The 18,468-nt window shown below is 34.5% G+C and carries 14 protein-coding genes and 1 tRNA gene; 12 read left to right on the top strand and 3 right to left on the bottom strand.

Translation table 11 applies throughout. The annotated features are described in order from the left end of the window. Positions 1-9 precede the first annotated feature (9 nt). The 5 genes from LBP67_10305 to LBP67_10285 all read left to right on the top strand — a co-directional run bounded on the left by LBP67_10305 (position 10) and on the right by LBP67_10285 (position 6,961). Entirely contained in the window at positions 10-2,148 is a 2,139-nt protein-coding gene (locus LBP67_10305) for a S46 family peptidase (protein MDR2085370.1), read from the top strand. Between the two features lie 290 nt (positions 2,149-2,438). Next, complete coding sequence (locus LBP67_10300; protein MDR2085369.1) at positions 2,439-3,389, top strand: beta-ketoacyl-ACP synthase 3; 951 nt, start codon at positions 2,439-2,441, stop codon at positions 3,387-3,389. Between the two features lie 90 nt (positions 3,390-3,479). Beyond that, the gene (gene fabF, locus LBP67_10295) at positions 3,480-4,727 is read left to right on the top strand and encodes a beta-ketoacyl-ACP synthase II (GenBank protein MDR2085368.1); all 1,248 of its coding nucleotides are present in this window, start codon (positions 3,480-3,482) and stop codon (positions 4,725-4,727) included. Beyond that, the gene (fabZ, locus tag LBP67_10290) at positions 4,727-5,161 is read left to right on the top strand and encodes a 3-hydroxyacyl-ACP dehydratase FabZ (GenBank protein MDR2085367.1); all 435 of its coding nucleotides are present in this window, start codon (positions 4,727-4,729) and stop codon (positions 5,159-5,161) included. The genes fabF and fabZ overlap by 1 nt, the downstream gene beginning before the upstream one ends. A 30-nt stretch (positions 5,162-5,191) precedes the next feature. Then, a complete protein-coding gene (locus LBP67_10285; GenBank protein MDR2085366.1) occupies positions 5,192-6,961 on the top strand; it encodes a long-chain fatty acid--CoA ligase in 1,770 nt (589 codons plus the stop codon). A 96-nt stretch (positions 6,962-7,057) separates the two neighbouring features. Here LBP67_10285 and tatC read toward each other — a convergent pair whose 3' ends face one another. From tatC to LBP67_10270, 3 genes are all read right to left on the bottom strand, one after another. Continuing rightward, positions 7,058-7,873: a twin-arginine translocase subunit TatC gene (tatC, locus tag LBP67_10280; GenBank protein MDR2085365.1), complete on the bottom strand. Its 816-nt coding sequence runs from the start codon at positions 7,871-7,873 to the stop codon at positions 7,058-7,060. Next, positions 7,870-8,139 (bottom strand): twin-arginine translocase TatA/TatE family subunit, encoded by a 270-nt coding sequence (locus tag LBP67_10275; protein MDR2085364.1) that lies wholly within the window; start codon positions 8,137-8,139, stop codon positions 7,870-7,872. The genes tatC and LBP67_10275 overlap by 4 nt, the downstream gene beginning before the upstream one ends. 121 nt (positions 8,140-8,260) lie before the next feature. Beyond that, positions 8,261-9,124: a hypothetical protein gene (locus LBP67_10270; protein MDR2085363.1), complete on the bottom strand. Its 864-nt coding sequence runs from the start codon at positions 9,122-9,124 to the stop codon at positions 8,261-8,263. A 476-nt stretch (positions 9,125-9,600) separates the two neighbouring features. Here LBP67_10270 and LBP67_10265 point away from each other — a divergent pair, with 476 nt between their 5' ends. From LBP67_10265 to LBP67_10235, 7 genes are all read left to right on the top strand, one after another. After that, positions 9,601-11,235, top strand: coding sequence for a hypothetical protein (locus tag LBP67_10265; GenBank protein MDR2085362.1), 1,635 nt, complete (start codon positions 9,601-9,603; stop codon positions 11,233-11,235). Beyond that, positions 11,235-11,723: a GNAT family N-acetyltransferase gene (locus LBP67_10260; GenBank protein MDR2085361.1), complete on the top strand. Its 489-nt coding sequence runs from the start codon at positions 11,235-11,237 to the stop codon at positions 11,721-11,723. The genes LBP67_10265 and LBP67_10260 overlap by 1 nt, the downstream gene beginning before the upstream one ends. A gap of 294 nt (positions 11,724-12,017) precedes the next feature. Beyond that, positions 12,018-15,479: a DNA polymerase III subunit alpha gene (gene dnaE / locus LBP67_10255; GenBank protein ID MDR2085360.1), complete on the top strand. Its 3,462-nt coding sequence runs from the start codon at positions 12,018-12,020 to the stop codon at positions 15,477-15,479. A 6-nt stretch (positions 15,480-15,485) separates the two neighbouring features. Further along, the gene (gene mnmD, locus LBP67_10250; protein ID MDR2085359.1) at positions 15,486-16,145 is read left to right on the top strand and encodes a tRNA (5-methylaminomethyl-2-thiouridine)(34)-methyltransferase MnmD; all 660 of its coding nucleotides are present in this window, start codon (positions 15,486-15,488) and stop codon (positions 16,143-16,145) included. Positions 16,146-16,316: 171 nt separating this feature from the next. After that, positions 16,317-16,389 (top strand) — tRNA-Lys (locus tag LBP67_10245). 263 nt (positions 16,390-16,652) lie between these two features. Further along, complete coding sequence (locus LBP67_10240; protein ID MDR2085358.1) at positions 16,653-17,885, top strand: site-specific integrase; 1,233 nt, start codon at positions 16,653-16,655, stop codon at positions 17,883-17,885. A gap of 11 nt (positions 17,886-17,896) precedes the next feature. After that, on the top strand, positions 17,897-18,409 hold the full coding sequence (locus LBP67_10235; protein ID MDR2085357.1) for an ORF6N domain-containing protein: 513 nt from the start codon (positions 17,897-17,899) through the stop codon (positions 18,407-18,409). The last annotated feature ends 59 nt before the right edge of the window (positions 18,410-18,468 follow it).

Here is an 18,468-nt window from a genome sequence, read left to right as displayed (position 1 = left end):
TATATTGATATGAAAAAAATTTTACTAACAATTTCGGCGATACTATTATTGTCGTTTAATGCTTTAAAAGCTGATGAAGGCATGTGGTTGCCTTATATGCTTAACGGACAGAACCTCGCCGAAATGCAGGCATTAGGTTGTAAACTTACGGCTGATCAAATTTTCGATTTAAATAAGCCAAGTTTAAAGGATGCCATTGTTCAATTTGGTGGTGGCTGTACCGGAGAACTTATTTCTCCGAACGGATTGCTTCTTACTAACCATCACTGCGGAATCGGTCAGGTTCAGGCACATTCGTCTTTAGAAAATGATTATCTTAACGATGGTTTCTGGGCTTATGATTTGAAAGAAGAACTTTCAAATCCCGGTCTGAGAGTGTCTTTCTTGTCTTATGTTGAAGATGTTACAAATATTGTTTTAGAAAACATCAATGATGATATGAATGAAGAAACTCGTAACAAAAAAATCTCAGAAACGATTAAGAACACTGTTAATGAAAGAAAAGGCGATAAAAACATTCGTGTTCAGATTATTCCGTTTTATCATGGTAATCAATATATTTTGTTTGAATATGATGTTTATGAAGATGTTCGTCTGGTAGCTTGTCCGCCGTGGGGAATAGGAAAATATGGTGCCGATACAGATAATTGGACCTGGCCCCGACATAAAGGCGATTTTATGATTTTCCGCGTATATACGGCTCCCGACGGTTCGCCCGCAACTTACTCGGAAAATAATATTCCTATGCAATCAAAATACTATCTTCCTATCTCTTTAAAAGGAGTTGATGAAGGCGATTATGCAATGATTCTCGGATATCCGGGTTCTACCGACAGATATTCATCTTCTCAAAATGTGAAACTTATTATCGAGCATCAAGGTCCGTCATTAGTAAAATGCCGTACAACAAAGTTGGATGTTTACCGTGCGCACATGGATGCAGATCCTGAAGTTTTCATTCAATATGCTTCGAAACAGGCAAGTGTTAGTAATTATTGGAAATACTTTATCGGTCAGGTTAAGCAACTTAAACGTAATAAGGTTGTAGAAAAGAAAGAAACAATGGAAGCAGATTTTACAAAATGGATAAATCAAGATGCTAAACGTAAAGCAAAATACAGTAATGTATTAAAGGATTTTCAAGAAAGATATGATGTGATGTCAAAATATCAATCGGCAATTACTTATCATGTCGAAGCCGGTCTCAGAGGCGGTGAAGCCATCTCTTATTCAATGAATTACATCAAATTGAATGACCTTCTTAAAGAAAATAACAGTGATTATAAAAATACAGTTGACCGCTTGCGCCCCGCTTCGGAAAACTTTTTCAAAAATTATAATGCCGATTTGGATAAAGATGCAAGCATAGCACTATTAAATTTATTTTATCAGGATATACCAAGGGAATTTCTTCCCGAATTGATTTTAAAAATTGGTGATAAAAACAATGGAGATTTCACTAAATATATTAATAATGCCTTTGAAAAATCCGTTTTTACTTCGCCTGAACGTTTGAACAATTGGTTTGAAAAACCGAAAAGTTTGGATAAAGATCCTTTATTTGCTATTTTAGTCAGCATAAGAGAATCTTATATAAACCTTCTGAATTTGACCGAACAAAGCGATATAATTGAAAATAAGGCTTCGCGTTTATATATGCAAGCATTAATGGAAATGTATCCTGAAAGAAATTTTTATCCCGATGCTAATTTTACAATGAGGTTAACTTATGGAAACATAGCCTCTTATCAACCTGCGGATGCGGTTACATATAATTTTGAAACAACTATGGAAGGTGTGATGGAGAAATATATTCCTAATAACTGGGAGTTCGGATTGCCTGATGATTTAATAGAATTATTTAATACGAAAGACTACGGCGAATATGCTGATGATGGCGAAATGATAGTTAATTTTATTTCCACGAACGATATTACAGGCGGTAATTCCGGTAGTCCCGTCCTCGACGGTGAAGGTAATTTGATTGGTTTGGCTTTCGATGGTAATTGGGAAGCAATGAGTGGCGACATTTCTTTTGAACAGAAAGTTCAAAGAACAATATCGGTTGACGCACGTTTTATTCTATTTGTAATAGAAAAATTAGGTAAAGCTCAAAACTTAATAGATGAATTGACTATTGTAAGGTAATATTTGGGTTCTAACTTTCCGGTTCAGGATTTATTGTTTAGTAAAGAGTAATAAATCCTGAATCGGAATTTTTATATAATTTCGCCACAAATAACTATTTATTATCAATTTCACCTCGAATAAAATTATCATTTCGCCCCAAAAAACCAATTTTTGTCCCACAAATTGAAGTTTTACCTATTTTTATCATTAGAAACCACATTTTTTTTTTTAGTTGATTCTTTTATTTTTTCTTTGCAAAAGTTTTAAGACAAAATTCTTGATTTTAATAATAATAAAAAATAATAACTATGAAAATCATCGGAACAGGCAGTGCGGTACCTAAATTAGTCGTTACTAATGATATGCTCACTAAGTTCTTGGACACAAGCGACGAATGGATACAATCACGCACCGGTATCAAAGAAAGACGCCTGCTTTCAACGGAAGATCTTACGGAATTATCAACTATTGCATCAAATAGAGCAATTGAAGATGCGGGCATTACAGTTGCGGATTTGGATTTTATTATTTGTTCTAATGTGGCAAATAATTATGTAACTCCGGGTCTAAGTTGTATTCTGCAAGGCGAAATAGGAGCGAGTTGTCCTACAATTGATATTAATGCTGCCTGTACGGGATTTATTTATGCGTTGGATATTGCGGAATCTTATTTTTGTGCAAAAGAGAATGTTAACAATATTCTGATAATCTGTGCCGAAGAACCTTCCCGCTATACCAATTGGAATGAACGTGATACATGTATTTTGTTTGCCGATGCTGCCGCTGCTGTTGTTGTAAGCCGTGGTGATAATCTTAAGGCAACTCATCTTACAACTACTTGTAAGGTTGAACCGTTATATTATCAAAGAGCTTTAGAGCCAACCCCTTTCAATCAGAAGTCCGAAGGTGACGCTCCGCTGGTAATGAATGGTCGTGATGTTTACAAACTTGCTATCTCCTCTTCGGTTTCAGATATTAAAGCCGTACTTAAAAAGGCAAATCTGACTGCTGATGATATAGATAAGTTCATTCTTCATCAAGCAAATATCAGAATAATAGATACTATCAGAATAAAACTTAATCAACCGGAAGAAAAATTCCCGCATAATATTGAACATTACGGGAACACATCTTCTGCAACAATACCTTTACTTTTAGATGAAATGAAAAGGTCGGGTAAATTACACGAAGGTGAAACTCTGGTTTTCAGCGCCTTTGGCGCAGGGTTCACAACCGGAGCCTGTGTTATTAAGTGGTAAAGAAAGAGGTAGCGGAATTTCGGAAGTACTGTTTTGACTTCGAAATTAGCTGCCATTGATATAGTAATAAATTTATGAATTTAAAAAATAATGAGTAATAATATGAAAAGAGTTGTAATTACAGGTATGGGCGTTGTTTCGCCTATTGGTAACGATGTTGAAACTTTTTGGAATAACCTGAAAAACGGTGTTTGCGGTATTGATTTTATTAAGTCTATACCTTCTGAAGATTTACCGGTTAAAATTGCTGCCGAAGTCAAAAATTTTAATCCTGCCGATTTCGGAATTGATAGTTCAACGGTAAGACGTACCGATTTGTTTGCTCAATACGCTCTTGCTGCGGCAAAACAGGCTATGGACGACAGTAAACTCGAGATAGAACCCGAAAGATTAGGTGTTTACATTGGTTCGGGAGTTGGCGGTATTAAAACTTTCGTAAATGAAACAGAAAAAATGATGAAAGAGGGTGTACAATGGGTTTCCCCGCTTTTTGTACCTATGATGATATCAAATATGGCAGGCGGTAATGTGGCAATTGCATTCAATGCTCAAGGTCCATGTTTGCCGGTTGTTACAGCCTGTGCTACAGGAACAAATGCTATAGGCGAGGCTTATCGCGCTATTCAATACGGTTTTGCCGATGCAATTATTGCAGGAGGTACCGAAGCGGCTATTGAACCGATTACGATAGGCGGATTTGCTAATAGTAAAGCTCTGACAAAAAATGAAGATCCCAAAAGTGCTTCTATGCCTTTTGATAAACGCAGAAGCGGTTTTGTTCTTGGCGAAGGCGCAGGTGTCGTTATTCTTGAAGAATACGAACACGCTGTTAAAAGAAATGCTAAAATTTATGGCGAAATTACAGGTTACGGTCATACTTGCGATGCTCACCATCTTACAGCCCCAAGACCGGATGGAAGCGGAGCTGCTCGTGCAATGAAAATGGCTCTCGATGAAGCAGGTTTCAATGATAAGGATTTACTTTATATTAATGCTCACGGAACAAGTACTCCGTTAAATGACAAATCTGAAACTCTTGCTATTAAAATTGCGATAGGTGAGAAGCAAGCATACAATGCTTTGATTTCGTCAAATAAATCAATGATAGGTCATATGCTCGGCGCTGCCGGTGCTGTGGAATTAATAGCAACCGTATTAACATTGGAAAACGGAATTGTTCCTCCGACTATCGGCTTGAAAGAGGCTGACCCGGAATGCGATCTTAATTATGTTCCAGGAAAAGCCGTAGAGGCTGATGTTACAATTGGTCTTTCAAATTCTCTCGGATTTGGCGGACATAATGCAAGTTTAACAGTTAGAAAATTAAAAAATAAATAATGGATAGAGAAGAAATTAAAACCTACATCCCACATAGAGAACCTATGTTGTTGGTTGATAACGTTGTTATTGAAAATGGAATTGCTACTGCAAATTATTATGTTACCGGCGAAGAGTTTTTCTTAAAAGGACATTTTCCGGGCAATCCGGTTGTTCCCGGTGTAATTTTGTGTGAAATAATGGCACAATCTTGCTGCTTACTCATCGGTGATCATCTTATTGGCCGTACTCCTTTTTATGCAGGAATTGATAAAGTGCGTTTCAAAAGACAGGTAAAACCGGGCGATAATGTTGTGATTACCGCAAGAATAACCGACCAAAGAGCGCTTATTTTCTTCGTTGAAGCCGAAGCAAGGGTAGAAGGCGAACTATGTGTTAAAGGAAATCTGTCTTTTGCTCTTATTGATAATGATAAATTACCGATTCAGAAATAGTAAAAAAGAAAAAATAATCACAACAAGAATATGAAAGAAACAAGGTTATTTGATCTGCTTGCCCGTTACATCGAACTTTTTCCGAATCAAAAAGTTGCGCTTGCCGGGAAAAAAGATAATGAGTGGGTGAAATACAGTATTCGAGATTATGTTGAAATTGTAAATAACCTTAGCTATGCTTTTATTAAACTCGGAATAAAACCCGGTGAAAAAATTGCTATAGTGAGTTATAACAGACCGGAATGGAATATGTTGGATATGGCCATTATGCAGGTAGGAGCCATTACGGTTCCTATCTTTCCGGCTATTTCCGAAAAGGATTACCATTATATATTAAATCATAGCGATACCAAATTAATTGTTGTTGAGGTTGAGAGTATAATTAACAAAACCGAAAATATACTTTGCGATGTTCCTTTCGTGGATTTGGTTTATACTATAGGTCAGTACGGTACATATCCTACTTTTGAACAACTTGTGGATTTCGGAGAAACATTTCAGAATCCGATTGAACTTGCAAACAGACGAACCAATATTAAATCGGGAGATTGTGCTACAATCATTTATACTTCGGGAACAACAGGTTTTCCAAAAGGTGTTATGCTTTCACATGCAAATATTTTAAATCAGGTTGCTAACTTAAAACATATCCCTGATCCTAAATCAAACATTGCTTTAAGCTATCTCCCTTTAAGTCATGCTTATGAAAGAGTTTTGGTCTTTTTATATCAATACTTGGGAATGTCTGTTTATTATGTTCGAAATGCAGATCATTTGTTCGGAGAGATGAGATGGATTAAACCTTCGATGATGTCATTGGTGCCCAGAGTTATTGAAGAGGCATATAATAGGATTCTGGACTGGGGTAATAATTTGAAAGGAATAAGAAAGATAAATTATTCATGGGCAATTAATCTGGCAAATAATTATGAAATAGAGGATAGTAAGCGATCGAGAATTTATAACCTTCAATATAAAATTGCCGATAGGATTGTATATTCCAGACTTAGAAAGTTGGTCGGCGGAACTAATTTCGATATTTTAGTTTCGGGTGGTGCTAGTATCAGAGAACAACTTGCTTCTTTTTTCTCCGCTATCGGCATACCTGTTTTCGAAGGTTATGGACTTACCGAAACTTCTCCTGTAATTGCAGTAAGTAATAGGGCAAAAGACGGAAGAGAAGCCGGAACAGTCGGACTACCGTTGAACGGAGTTGAAATTAAAATTGCTGAAAACGGTGAATTACTCTGCCGGGGACATAATGTAATGTTGGGCTATTACAAAAACGAAGAGTTAACAAAGAAGGTTATTGATGCGGACGGATGGTTTAAAACAGGTGATTTAGCAGAGATTACCGATAAAGGTCAGGTGATTATTCGTGGTCGTTTGGCAAATCTCTTTACAACATCTTTGGGAGTAACAATAAATCCGGCGCCTATCGAATTAAAATTTACCGAATCAAGGTTTATAAAACATATAGTTGTTGTTGGGGAAAATCGGGAATATCCAGTTGCGATAATTAATCCCGATTTTTCTTTTCTTAAATCTTGGTGCGAAAAACATAGTATAGAATACTCAACAATAGAAGATATTGTTAACAATCCCAAAGTATTAAAAAGATATGCAAAAACTATCGATAAATATAATTCTTATTTCAAAGAAGAAGAACAGATCAAAAAATTTGAATTGATTGCAGATGAATGGACGATAGATAATAATATTCTGTCACCATTGAATATCAGGCGATATGTAGTTATTGATAGATATAAAGAGAATATTGATAAGCTTTATTGCTTATAGATAAAGTTCTAAGTTACACCGAGGGAAAGTTAAATTAAATATTTAACACGCTCAACACCCCCTTTCCCTTGGTGTGCTTTTTTTATTTTTTGTGTTTCAAGTTTTTGCACTTTCCTCTTTTTCCTTTCTTTCCTTTCCTTTTTCAACTTTCTTCACTACCAAAACACTACATTCGAACAATAACTGCAAAGGAACGGCAACTAAAAGCATGGTAAAAATGTCTGTAGTAGGAGTAATTATAGCGGCAAGGATTAGGATTATTACTATTGCTACTTTTCTGTATTTTTTTAGAAAAGCCGATTTCAACACTCCGATTTTTGCGAAGAAATAAGCAACAACAGGCATTTCAAAAACTAATCCTATCATAAATATTAATGAAAGAAATGTTGAAATATAGGAATTGAGAGAGATTTGATTAGGAACCGACTCACTTACTTGATAGGAACTTAAGAAGCTGAGAGTTATTGGAAAAATTATATAGAAAGCTATAAATATACCCAAGAAGAATAAGAGTACAAAAAAAATTATTCCTGTAACTGCAGGCTTTCTCTCGTTTGAATATAAGGCCGGCGAAACATAAAGCCATATTTCAATAATTATATAAGGTACCGCTGCTATTAATCCTAAATAAAATGAAATTGAAAGATGTATGAATAGTTGTGCGGCAAGATTAATATTGATTAAGCTAATATTTTCAGCCATTATATTAATCTGCGGTGAAAAAGCATGTAATATTTTGTTTATTATTTTATAGGAAACAAAATCGTTACTGCAGGGAGCAAGAATTATCGAATTGAAAACAAAATCCTTAAAAATAAAAGCAACAATTGTAAAAACCAGAACTACAATTACAGAACGAACTATTGTCCAGCGCAAATCTTCAATATGTTGCCATATACTGAGCTCTTTCATGATTTTATGTCCCCGGTATCATCTTTTTCGGTTTTTTCGTCGGGATTATTCTCTTTTGTTTTCGTCCCCGATGAAACAACATCATTATTAATATCATTAAATTGATCCTTAATATTATTGACAGTTTTATTATATTCCCGTACACCTTTTCCTAACCCCCTCATAAGTTCCGGTATTTTCTTTCCTCCGAAAAAAATCAATATAATAAGAGCTATAAAAATTATTTCCTGTGCGCCGAGAACTCCGAGAATAATATTGTTTGTCATAATTTTTACTTGTGGTTTTATGATACTACCATAAACACTTTTAAATATCAACTTAATATCCGAATAATAAAAAAGAGCCACTTGTGACTCTTTTTTATTATTTGCTGAAGAAAAATGTTTCTTATTTGATTTGAATTACCAAACGCTTCTCAACACTCCAGAATGCAGCCGGATTAGTAATTATTATCTTTTCTACAACTTTGTCTTTTGATACAAGTTCGTAAGACGAAGCCGGATGAGCACTTAAAATAGTAATTCTTTTCGAGTTAACCGGAATCTCAGTAGTTGTTCTAACATCAATTGCAGTAAAGTTTGAATTGGTTTCTTTAATAACTCTGCCTTTGTTGTCAACAATTCCTTTTTCTCTGAGGTCTTTTTTGTTACTGATAATATACCAAGCTGTATTTAAAGTTATAGTATGGTCGTTAACCTGACCTTCAAGGGTTTGAATTTGTACGTCTTTTTCAGTAACGGTTTTTTCAAGAATATTGATTTGGCCGATTTGTTTTTCAACCAATGCGCGTAATTCGGCAATTTCTTTGTCTCTTGCATTAAGCTGTTCTTCTAAATTAGAAACTAAAGCAGTAAGATTTTGAATTTCCTTTTTAGATTTGCTTAATTGACCTTGTAGAGAATTAACCTGTTTTCTACTGTTTTCAACCATCTCGTATAGATCGCTAATATCCTTTTTAAGTTGTTCTTTTTGAGCTTCAGTAGTAGCGCCTTTTTGTTCCATAGTTTGAGCAGTCAACTGTCCGCTTTTTTCCTTAATGGATTCAATGGTTTTCTGAATTTCAATAATCAATCCGATATATTCATTAATATCTTGTTGTTGGTCATTGATTTGTTGATTTTTAGCATTTACAACAGTTTGTAAACTGTCTGTACGATTTTGTAATGCTTCGATTTGTTTCTTTTGTTTAGTACAAGATGTGGTACCAAGAAGAACAATAATTGATAAAATAAATAACAAAGTTTTTTTCATAGTGATGTAATTTAAATTGTTTATATTTTGGTTGTTTTTAAATTTTCATTTTCGATATATTAAAATCAATGTCAAAAGTACAACATTTTTTGAATAATAATATAAATATTAGAAAAAAATCATATTTTAGTTACATTAATCAGTGTTTCGCATCCGAATTAACCCGTTCAAATATCAACATTTCGAGTGAAATGTATTTTTCATTTCACCCGATATTTTCCCGTATTTCCTTATCATTATCTTCAGTTTTCTTATCTCAATAATTTAGAAATATTCCTTTAACCTTGTTTCGAATAGATTTTTCAAATTACTTCCGTCATTCCATTTATTATATTAAATTTGCACCTGCCATTTATAACTTGTATAGAGAAAATTATTTCGGAAGTTATTGATGTTGTATGGAGTCCGGTATTAGTAATTATTTGTATTGGTGCCGGAATTTTATTTTCTATTTTAACAAGATCGGGAAAAATAAAATGAGTGAAATAATTAACTTGGAATGTAATAACGATTTTACCAAAGGACTGAAATATAAAGGTCTTTCTATTGTGTTTATGCAAATATTCACTTTAGAATTCGATAATAAAAAATTAAAGAAAAGAAAAGAAGATTGTAAAGGGGACTTTAGCGTTTGTTGTATTCCTGATAATTTAAAAAAGTATGTTGAACGGGATTTGGATCCGATAGATAAACAAATTTTTATCTATTCAGGAAATAAAAGTCCTGTAGAAAGATACAAACTTAAAGAGTTTACTTTTAATATTGATTTGGAAGAACCTTATCCTCTTAACATTAAAGGAAAGATGCATGTTGAAATGTCTTTATTTTTCAACAAAACCGTTTCCATAACTTACCGCATGGTTATTGATGATGAAATAGTTAAAGCATCGGATTTACTTACTACAGACCATGTGATTTCTTTGATTTCCTTGGCCGAAGGTGCGGAGCACTGGAGTATGAGTGATGACGGCTCGCATACGGATATTAATGTTGAAATTGACGGTCTGTCTATTGAAAGCCTTTTCTTGGATTGTAACGGGAAATGGGATGATAATTATGAGGAAAATTGCCGCTTTACATCCGATAAAGCTTTACTAACTCAGGTCTTTAATAGATATAAAGAATGTGTTCTGCATTTATGCGATGATGTGAGATGCAATAATAATAACGGTAAATTAAATCGGAAAAAGAAAAAAGACGAGAACAAAATTCCGACAGTAGGTGCTGATACGATTTATGCTTTTGTTGATATTTGGGAATCTCTTCAGCATTATGACAATCTTTTCGGAAGGATTAAGGAGGAAGAAATAATATCGCATATTATGGAACATCATAAACGGGAATTAGTAGGGCTTATGTCTCTTTATCCTGCAGAATGGCCTTACAGAACAGAAGAAGCCCATGATGATGTTTGCGGCGAAAACGTTGCAATAGATACCGACGATCTTATTCTCGTCAATCAGAATGTTTGTGTTGTTTTTGGAACTTACGGATTGCGGGGCGGTAAGGAAGCTCCTACAGATTGGGAAGAACATCTCAAAGAAAGAAGTCATTATCACGTTTCATGGCCGGAATATCTGCTCATTCTTGAAATGGTTCTTGCTAAAAAACATACTATATCTTACGTAACGGATATACTGCTGGAATCTGTTCTTTCGGATAAAGCCTTTGAAAACCCTAATAAAGCTATTGAAGCAAATGCAAAATTAAGTATCGAAATTACAAAATTACTGTCGAAATTAGATGCTGTCAAATATTCGAAATTTGTTTCTCATAAAATAATGTTCGACAGAACAAGGAAGAGATTAGGTGTTGAAGAAGACCGCGAGAAATTGGAAGAGATGATGGAAAGAATTGATAACTCGCTTAATAATATCAGCGAAACTCAGTCGTTGAAACAAGGCACGTTGCTTAATATAGTTTTGGGAGGAATATCGGTTGCATCATTATTCCAGATTATATTTATGGAAACAAAAATTCCTTTTCTGGAGTCATTGAAAATACAATCGAACGGAATAGGAATAAGTTTAATCGGCATAACAATATTTCTGATTTTTACGGGTCTAATGACCTTGTTAATCTATACTGTTAATGTTAGGAGGAAAAAATAATGGAAAAGGAAATTAGAAAAGCAAAAAATGAGGATGTTGATTTCTTAACTAAATTATTTATCAATAATTTAGAAAAACATCCCGAATATATTTCTCATGGTGAAATGCAAATGGGAGTCGGATTGGCTAATGGAAAAGTTGCTTCCGGCGGAGAGAATCAATGGAAAAAGTACATTATCCGGAAAATTAATAGTAATGATTCCGAAGTTTTTGTTTCTGAAAATAATAAGGAAATAATCGGATTTACCGTTGTTGAAATTGATGATGACGGCGGTGAGCCTTTCGGTGTTATCTGCGATTTGTATGTTTCGCCAAACCATAGAACCGGAGGTTTAGGTTCCTTACTTTTTGACAGCGGAATGGAGTGGTTAAAGAGTAGGGGAATAACGGAATTTTATTTGGAATCCGGAAAAGATAATCATTCTGCCCATGCATTTTTCGAAAAACGCGGATTTAATATGGTTTCGCAAATCTTTTACAAAGGTTAACGAGTATAAATTAATATTATTAAGCCTCAAAATACTGTAATATTCAAACTGATTTAAAGGTTGTGAAGATTTTAAGTCGATTTTAGTAAATAGAAAAAGTATTAATGTCTTATCTACATGTGCCTTTAATTTTTATATTCTCATACATCTGAATTTTTTATTTCACTCAGAATGACGGCAATAGAACCAGAATACTCCCTTAATTAAATTTGTAATTGTTAATAACTTTCGATTCGCACACTTCTATTCTCATCTAATTTCTCTATCTTTGTAATCCTGAAAAACCTTCCTAAAATGTCAAACTTTGTTCACTTACATGTTCATACTCAGTATTCTATATTAGACGGATTGTCTAATATCAACAAACTTGTTGCAAAAGCAAAAGCTTTGGGCATGCCTGCTATTGCAATTACAGATCACGGTAATATGTACGGTACTATGAGCTTCTTTAATGCAGCTAAAAAAGAAGGGATTAAACCTATCATTGGTTGTGAAGCATATATAGCCGAAAATAGTCGTTTCGACAAAGGGAATGTGGATAGTGAACGTTCACGCGGGTTTCATTGCGTTTTACTTGCAAAAAATCTTATCGGATATAAAAATCTGTGCAAACTGAATTCCATAGGTTTTAAGGAAGGTTTCTATTATAATTCGAGAATAGATAAGGAAGTTTTAGAAAAATACTCCGAAGGAATTATTGTTTCCAGCGCTTGCCTTGCCGGTGAAATACCTTATTTTATCAGAAATAATATGCTTGAACGCGCAGAAGAAGCAATCAATTGGTTTAAAAGAGTTTTTAAAGACGATTTTTATTTCGAATTGATGGATCACGGAATCCCAGATCAAAAAAAGGTAAACGTTGTTTTAGCGGAATTATCTAAAAAACATAATGTAAAACTGATTGCCACAAACGACGTACATTATATAGAAAAAGAAGACAGAACAGCCCATGATATCTATATTTGCATAAGTACGGCTTCAGATTATGATGATCCGAAACGTTTAAGATATTCCGGACATGAGTATTTGAAAACTTATGAAGAAATGTCTATGCTCTTTCCCGAATATCCAGAAGCCTTGGCAAATACCTTAGAGATTGCGGATAAAATTGAAGAATATTCGATAAAAAAAGATCAGGTTATTTTACCCGTTTTCCCTACAGAGGATAACATGAGTGAGATGGAATATCTGAAAAAACTGACATATAACGGTGCCGAAAAGAAATTCGGTGAAATTACCGATGAGATAAAAGAAAGATTGGATTATGAACTTTCCGTAATTGAGAAGATGGGGTTTCCAGGTTATTTCTTGATTGTTCAGGACTTTATAAACAAGACCCGTGAAATGGGCGTACTCGTTGGTCCGGGACGAGGTTCCGCTGCCGGTTCTGCAGTTGCTTATTCCATTGGTATTACAGATGTTGACCCTATTAAATATAATCTCCTCTTTGAGCGGTTTCTTAATCCGGAAAGAATTTCAATGCCCGATATTGATGTTGATTTTGATGACGAAGGCAGGGAGAAAGTTCTGAATTATGTTATCGAGAAATACGGCCAGGATCATGTTTCCCAAATTGTTACTATAGGTTCAATGGCCTCGAAATTGGCTTTGAAGGATGTTGCGAGAGTTTTTAAAATGCCTATTCCCGATGCGGATAAGTTGACAAAAATGATTCCCGATAGAGCCGGCAGCATTCCTGAAGCTATCAGTATGAATAAGGACTTGAAGGAAATAGCGGAAAAAGGTCCGGAATTGGCTCAAAAAGTGATAAAATATGCTATAGAACTGGAAGGTTCTATTCGCCAGACCGGAGTTCACGCCTGCGGTGTAATCATCGGTCCCGAAGATCTTACAAACCATATTCCCTTAGCCACTGCAAAAGATTCCAAAATGATGGTCACTCAGTTCGAAGGCTCTCAAGTGGAATCGGCCGGTATGTTGAAAATGGATTTCCTCGGGCTCAGAACTTTATCAATAATTAGAGATGCTGTTGAAAATATCAGGCAAACTACAGGTATTGAAATAAATATTGATGATCTGCCGATTGACGACGAACTTACCTTCAAACTTTTTCAAAATGGAAATACTGTCGGGATATTTCAATTTGAGTCGCCGGGAATGCAAAAATACCTGAAAGACCTTCAGCCGGAAAACATTGAAGATCTCATCGCTATGAACGCATTATATCGTCCGGGACCTATGGATAACATTCCTCAATTCATTAACAGAAAAATAGGAAAAGAAAAAATCGAATATCCGCATCCGGATCTGGAATCAATATTAAAACCAACTTACGGAATTATGGTCTATCAGGAACAGATCATGCAAACGGCTCAGATTTGTGCGGGTTTCAGCCTCGGAAGAGCGGACGTACTCAGGCGTGCGATGGGTAAAAAGAAACTTGAGGAAATGCAGGCAATGAAAGCCGAATTTATTGAAGGTGCTCAAAAAAATAATATTGCAAAACAAAAAGCCGAAAGCATTTTCGAAACAATGGAGAAATTTGCGGCCTACGGTTTTAATCGTTCGCACGCTGCTGCGTATTCAATTATCGGTTATCAAACAGGTTACCTTAAAGCTCACTACCCTGCACAGTATATGGCATCGGTTCTCACTCACAATCTTTCCGATCTAAAGAAGATTACATTCTTTATTGAAGAATGCCAAAGAATGGGAATCACAGTTTTAGGTCCGAGTATCAATGAAAGTAATATCAATTTTACTGTCAATAAAAACGGCGATATTCTTTTCGGATTAGGTGGAATTAAAGGCGTCGGAAGCACTGCCGTTGAATCTATTATTACGGAACGGAATGCAAATGGCTCATTTAAGGATATTATTGATTTTGCTATAAGGGTTGATTCCAAGGCTATGAATAAAAAATGTCTTGAGTCATTAATGATGACAGGTGCTTTTGATATTTTCCCCGGAATTCACAGGGCACAATTCCTGTATAAGGAAAGAGAAGACGGACAGTTATTTATTGATACTTTTTTAAAACTTATTAATGATTATAAAAACCGTTTGAATTCGCCGCAAATGTCTTTATTCGGTGAGGTTCAGGAAGAAAATCTTGAGATTCAATTTCCCGAATGCAAGGAGTTCGGCTTACTTCAAAAGTTGAAACTTGAGAAAGAAAATATAGGTTTCTATCTTTCAGGTCATCCTCTTGACCAATATAGAACAACAATAAATTATTTTACAAATTGTTCATTGTCAAATGTCAGAGAACTTCTTGACGAATCAAAAGCTATGCCTAATCTTACTTTTGCCGCAATGGTTGGCGATGTTACTAAGGCTTACGACAAAAACGGCAATGAGTACAGCAGGTTTGTCCTTGAAGATTATGATACGAATATTTCTATGGCAATATTTTCCGAAGATAATATTAGGTTTGGGCCTTTTATTATACCGGGAAGTTTAATTTATATTAAGGGTAACGTTGCACCGAGATTCTGGAAAGGCAGTAATGAACATGTTTTTAAGTTTTCCGAGATTATGCTTTTGGATTCCGTATTAAGTAAATTAACCAAAAAAGTAATTTTGTATGTTGAAACGCAGGAAATAACTCCGGAATATATTGAAAATCTCAGCTCATATATAAGACAATGTCCGGGCAGTTGCGCTCTTTACATTGAGATATACGACAAAAAGCATAATTATGTAGTAGATACAAAAGTTTCCGGTAGCGGCATCGATCCCCAGATGTTTGTTAAACTGTGCCTTGAATATAATCTGAAATTTAAAGTTTCATAATATTCTATGAAGGTTGAAATAATAAAAACTTCAGATAATTCCAACTCCTTATATGTGCCGGAATTAGAAGAGAGCTATCATTCGGTTAACGGTGCTGTAAATGAATCCCGTCATATTTTTATTAATCTCGGATTAAAATATTTTGAAGGAAGGGAAAGTCTAAAGATTTTTGAAATGGGTTTCGGAACGGGATTGAATGCTTTTCTGACATATATTTTTGCACGTGAGAACGGAATTAATATCGAATATATAACTTGTGAAGCTTTTCCTTTAGATATTAATATCGTATCGAAGTTAAATTACAGCGAACTATTGAGTATTGATAATAATGATTATCTGAAACTTCACATCTCGAAATGGAATGAAGAAATAAAGATTGATGAAAATTTTCACTTGTTTAAAATCAATAAAATGATGCAGGAAATTGATTTTAAGGATAATTTTGATTTGATTTATTACGATGCCTTTTCCCCGTCGAAACAACCGGAATTATGGTCGGAAGAAATATTTTTGAAATTAAAAGAACATTTAGTAGCGGGAGGAGTCATAGTTACATATTGTGCAAAAAATTCCTTTAAAAGAATGCTGAAAACCATAGGTTTCGAAGTGGAATCACATCCCGGTCCGGTTGGTAAACGGGAAGTTACAAGAATAATTAAATATTAACAAATAAAACCGAAATGCTTAATTCTGTTTATTCGGTAATATGCTTGAATATAAGTTTAATAAGGTACTGAAATAATAAAATAATCCTATTCTTATCTCCTTACTCTTCTTAATAATTATTTAAAAATTCATCATAATGCCAAAAAAATATTATTTTTGCAGCCTAAAAAAGTCTTCGTAGCTCAGCTGGTAGAGCAATTGACTCTTAATCAATGGGTCCAGGGTTCGAGTCCCTGCGAGGACACTGGAAAAGGACAAAATCGAAGCCAAAACTCTGTAAGATAATACATTTACTGATTTTTGGCTTTTTTCTTTATACCCTCCTCAAGACATTTAAAAGCCATTTTCAGACAAAGCTCAGTTACCAAATCGTTACCTATTTTTGGAAAACTGAAATAGGTAACGAAAGTCGCAATAAGGCGTTGATTTGTCGTAATTTGGCACAGAAGAAATGACTCATTTGACAGAATTAAAGTTTAATTTTGTAACCATTAAAAATGAGTAAACATGCGAAGCACGTACAAAGTCCTTTTTTATATTAAAGGCAATGCAATCAAAAGCAATGGGAAAGCTCCCATTATGGCACGGATTACCTTAGACGGTAAAGTCAGTCAATTTAGTTTAAAGTGTGAAGTTAATCCCGCCGATTGGAATCCCAATGCCGGAAAAGCAATTGGAAAGACGGCACAAATCCAACAATTAAATGTTTTCTTAGATAACTGTAAAGCGAAGATATATAATCATTATCGGGAAATTTCCGAACGAGAATCTGTCGTTACAGCCGAGAAAATCCGAAATGCCTTTTTAGGGCAACAATTAAACAATGATACCTTGTTAGATTTATTTCAAAATCACATCAAGATGATGAAGTCAAAATGTGAAAACAATCTCATTGGAACAAATCAAGTAAAACGATTTGAGAGAACTCATAATAGGCTTCAACAGTATATGCAAGAAAAGTATAAGATTTCCGACATCAGTATAAAAGAAATCAACTATTCCTTTATATCTAATTTTGAAATATTTTTGAAGACGAATTATGGCTGTGGACATAATACCGCTGTGAAAATCATTCAACATTTACGCACCGTTGTTTTAATTGCCAAAAACAACGGAAAACTTCATGTTGATCCTTTTGTAAATTACAAATTTAGTTTTGAAAAAACAGACCGCGGCTATCTTACAGAAAACGAATTAGAAATTATCATGAATAAACATTTCTCTATCAAACGATTGGAACAAGTTCGCGATGTTTTTCTTTTTTCGGCTTTTACCGGCTTGGCGTATATTGATGTGAAAAGCTTAACAACTGATAATATTTGTAAATCGTTTGACGATAACCTATGGATTATCGGTAAAAGAATAAAGACGAATGTAACATATCGTGTTCCATTGTTGGATATTCCCAAGATAATTATTGAAAAATACAAAGGTAATCTTCCTAATGGTTTGCTTCTTCCTATTTTGAGTAATCAAAAGATGAATGCTTACTTGAAAGAAATTGCAGATTTGTGTGGAATCAATAAGAAATTAACGTACCATTTAGCTCGACATTCGTTTGCTACTCTGATTCTTACGAAAGGAGTATCAATTGAAAGCGTATCAAAAATGCTTGGACACACGAATATCAAAACCACTCAAATTTATGCAAAAATTACGGATACGAAAATTAGTGATGATATGGCAATGTTAGCAGGAAAACTTAAAGGAATAGAGACAAAATTAGTTATAAATCAATAAAACACAAAATTATGGAATTACAAATTATTCAAAATAAAATTTTTGAAGTTCGAGGTTACAGGGTAATGTTGGACTTTCAGTTGGCAGAATTGTATCAAGTAGAAACAAGAGCATTAAAACAAGCAGTTAAACGAAATATGGACAAATTTCCATCAGACTTTATGTTCGAATTAACAAGGGAAGAAAGCGATATGATTGTGAATATAGGGGTATCACAAAATGTGATACCCTCTGGATATAACGTTGGCGTGTCCTTAATAATGGTATTCACAGAACAAGGAGTAGCCATGCTTTCATCAGTTCTACGGAGTAAGACCGCCATTCAAGTAAATATTTCCATCATGCGGGCTTTTGTTCTGATGCGACAAATGGTAATTGGACACGAAGAATTATTGAAACGTATTGAGGCGTTGGAGGAAAGTACAGATGTGCAATTTAACGAAATATACCAAGCCTTAACGAAACTATTAAGTAAGCCCGAACCTAATTCTAATCCAAGAAAACAAATTGGTTATAAATCATAACAAAAAGATTAGTACCATGAAAGAAGAAACAATCACAATCAAAAACGGGGAAGTATTTC

This window comes from Bacteroidales bacterium, from assembly GCA_031276035.1.
Lineage (GTDB): Bacteria > Bacteroidota > Bacteroidia > Bacteroidales > BM520 > RGIG7150.
The sequence above is the reverse complement of the archived record's forward strand: the minus strand, read 5'-3'. Positions and strand labels throughout refer to the sequence as shown.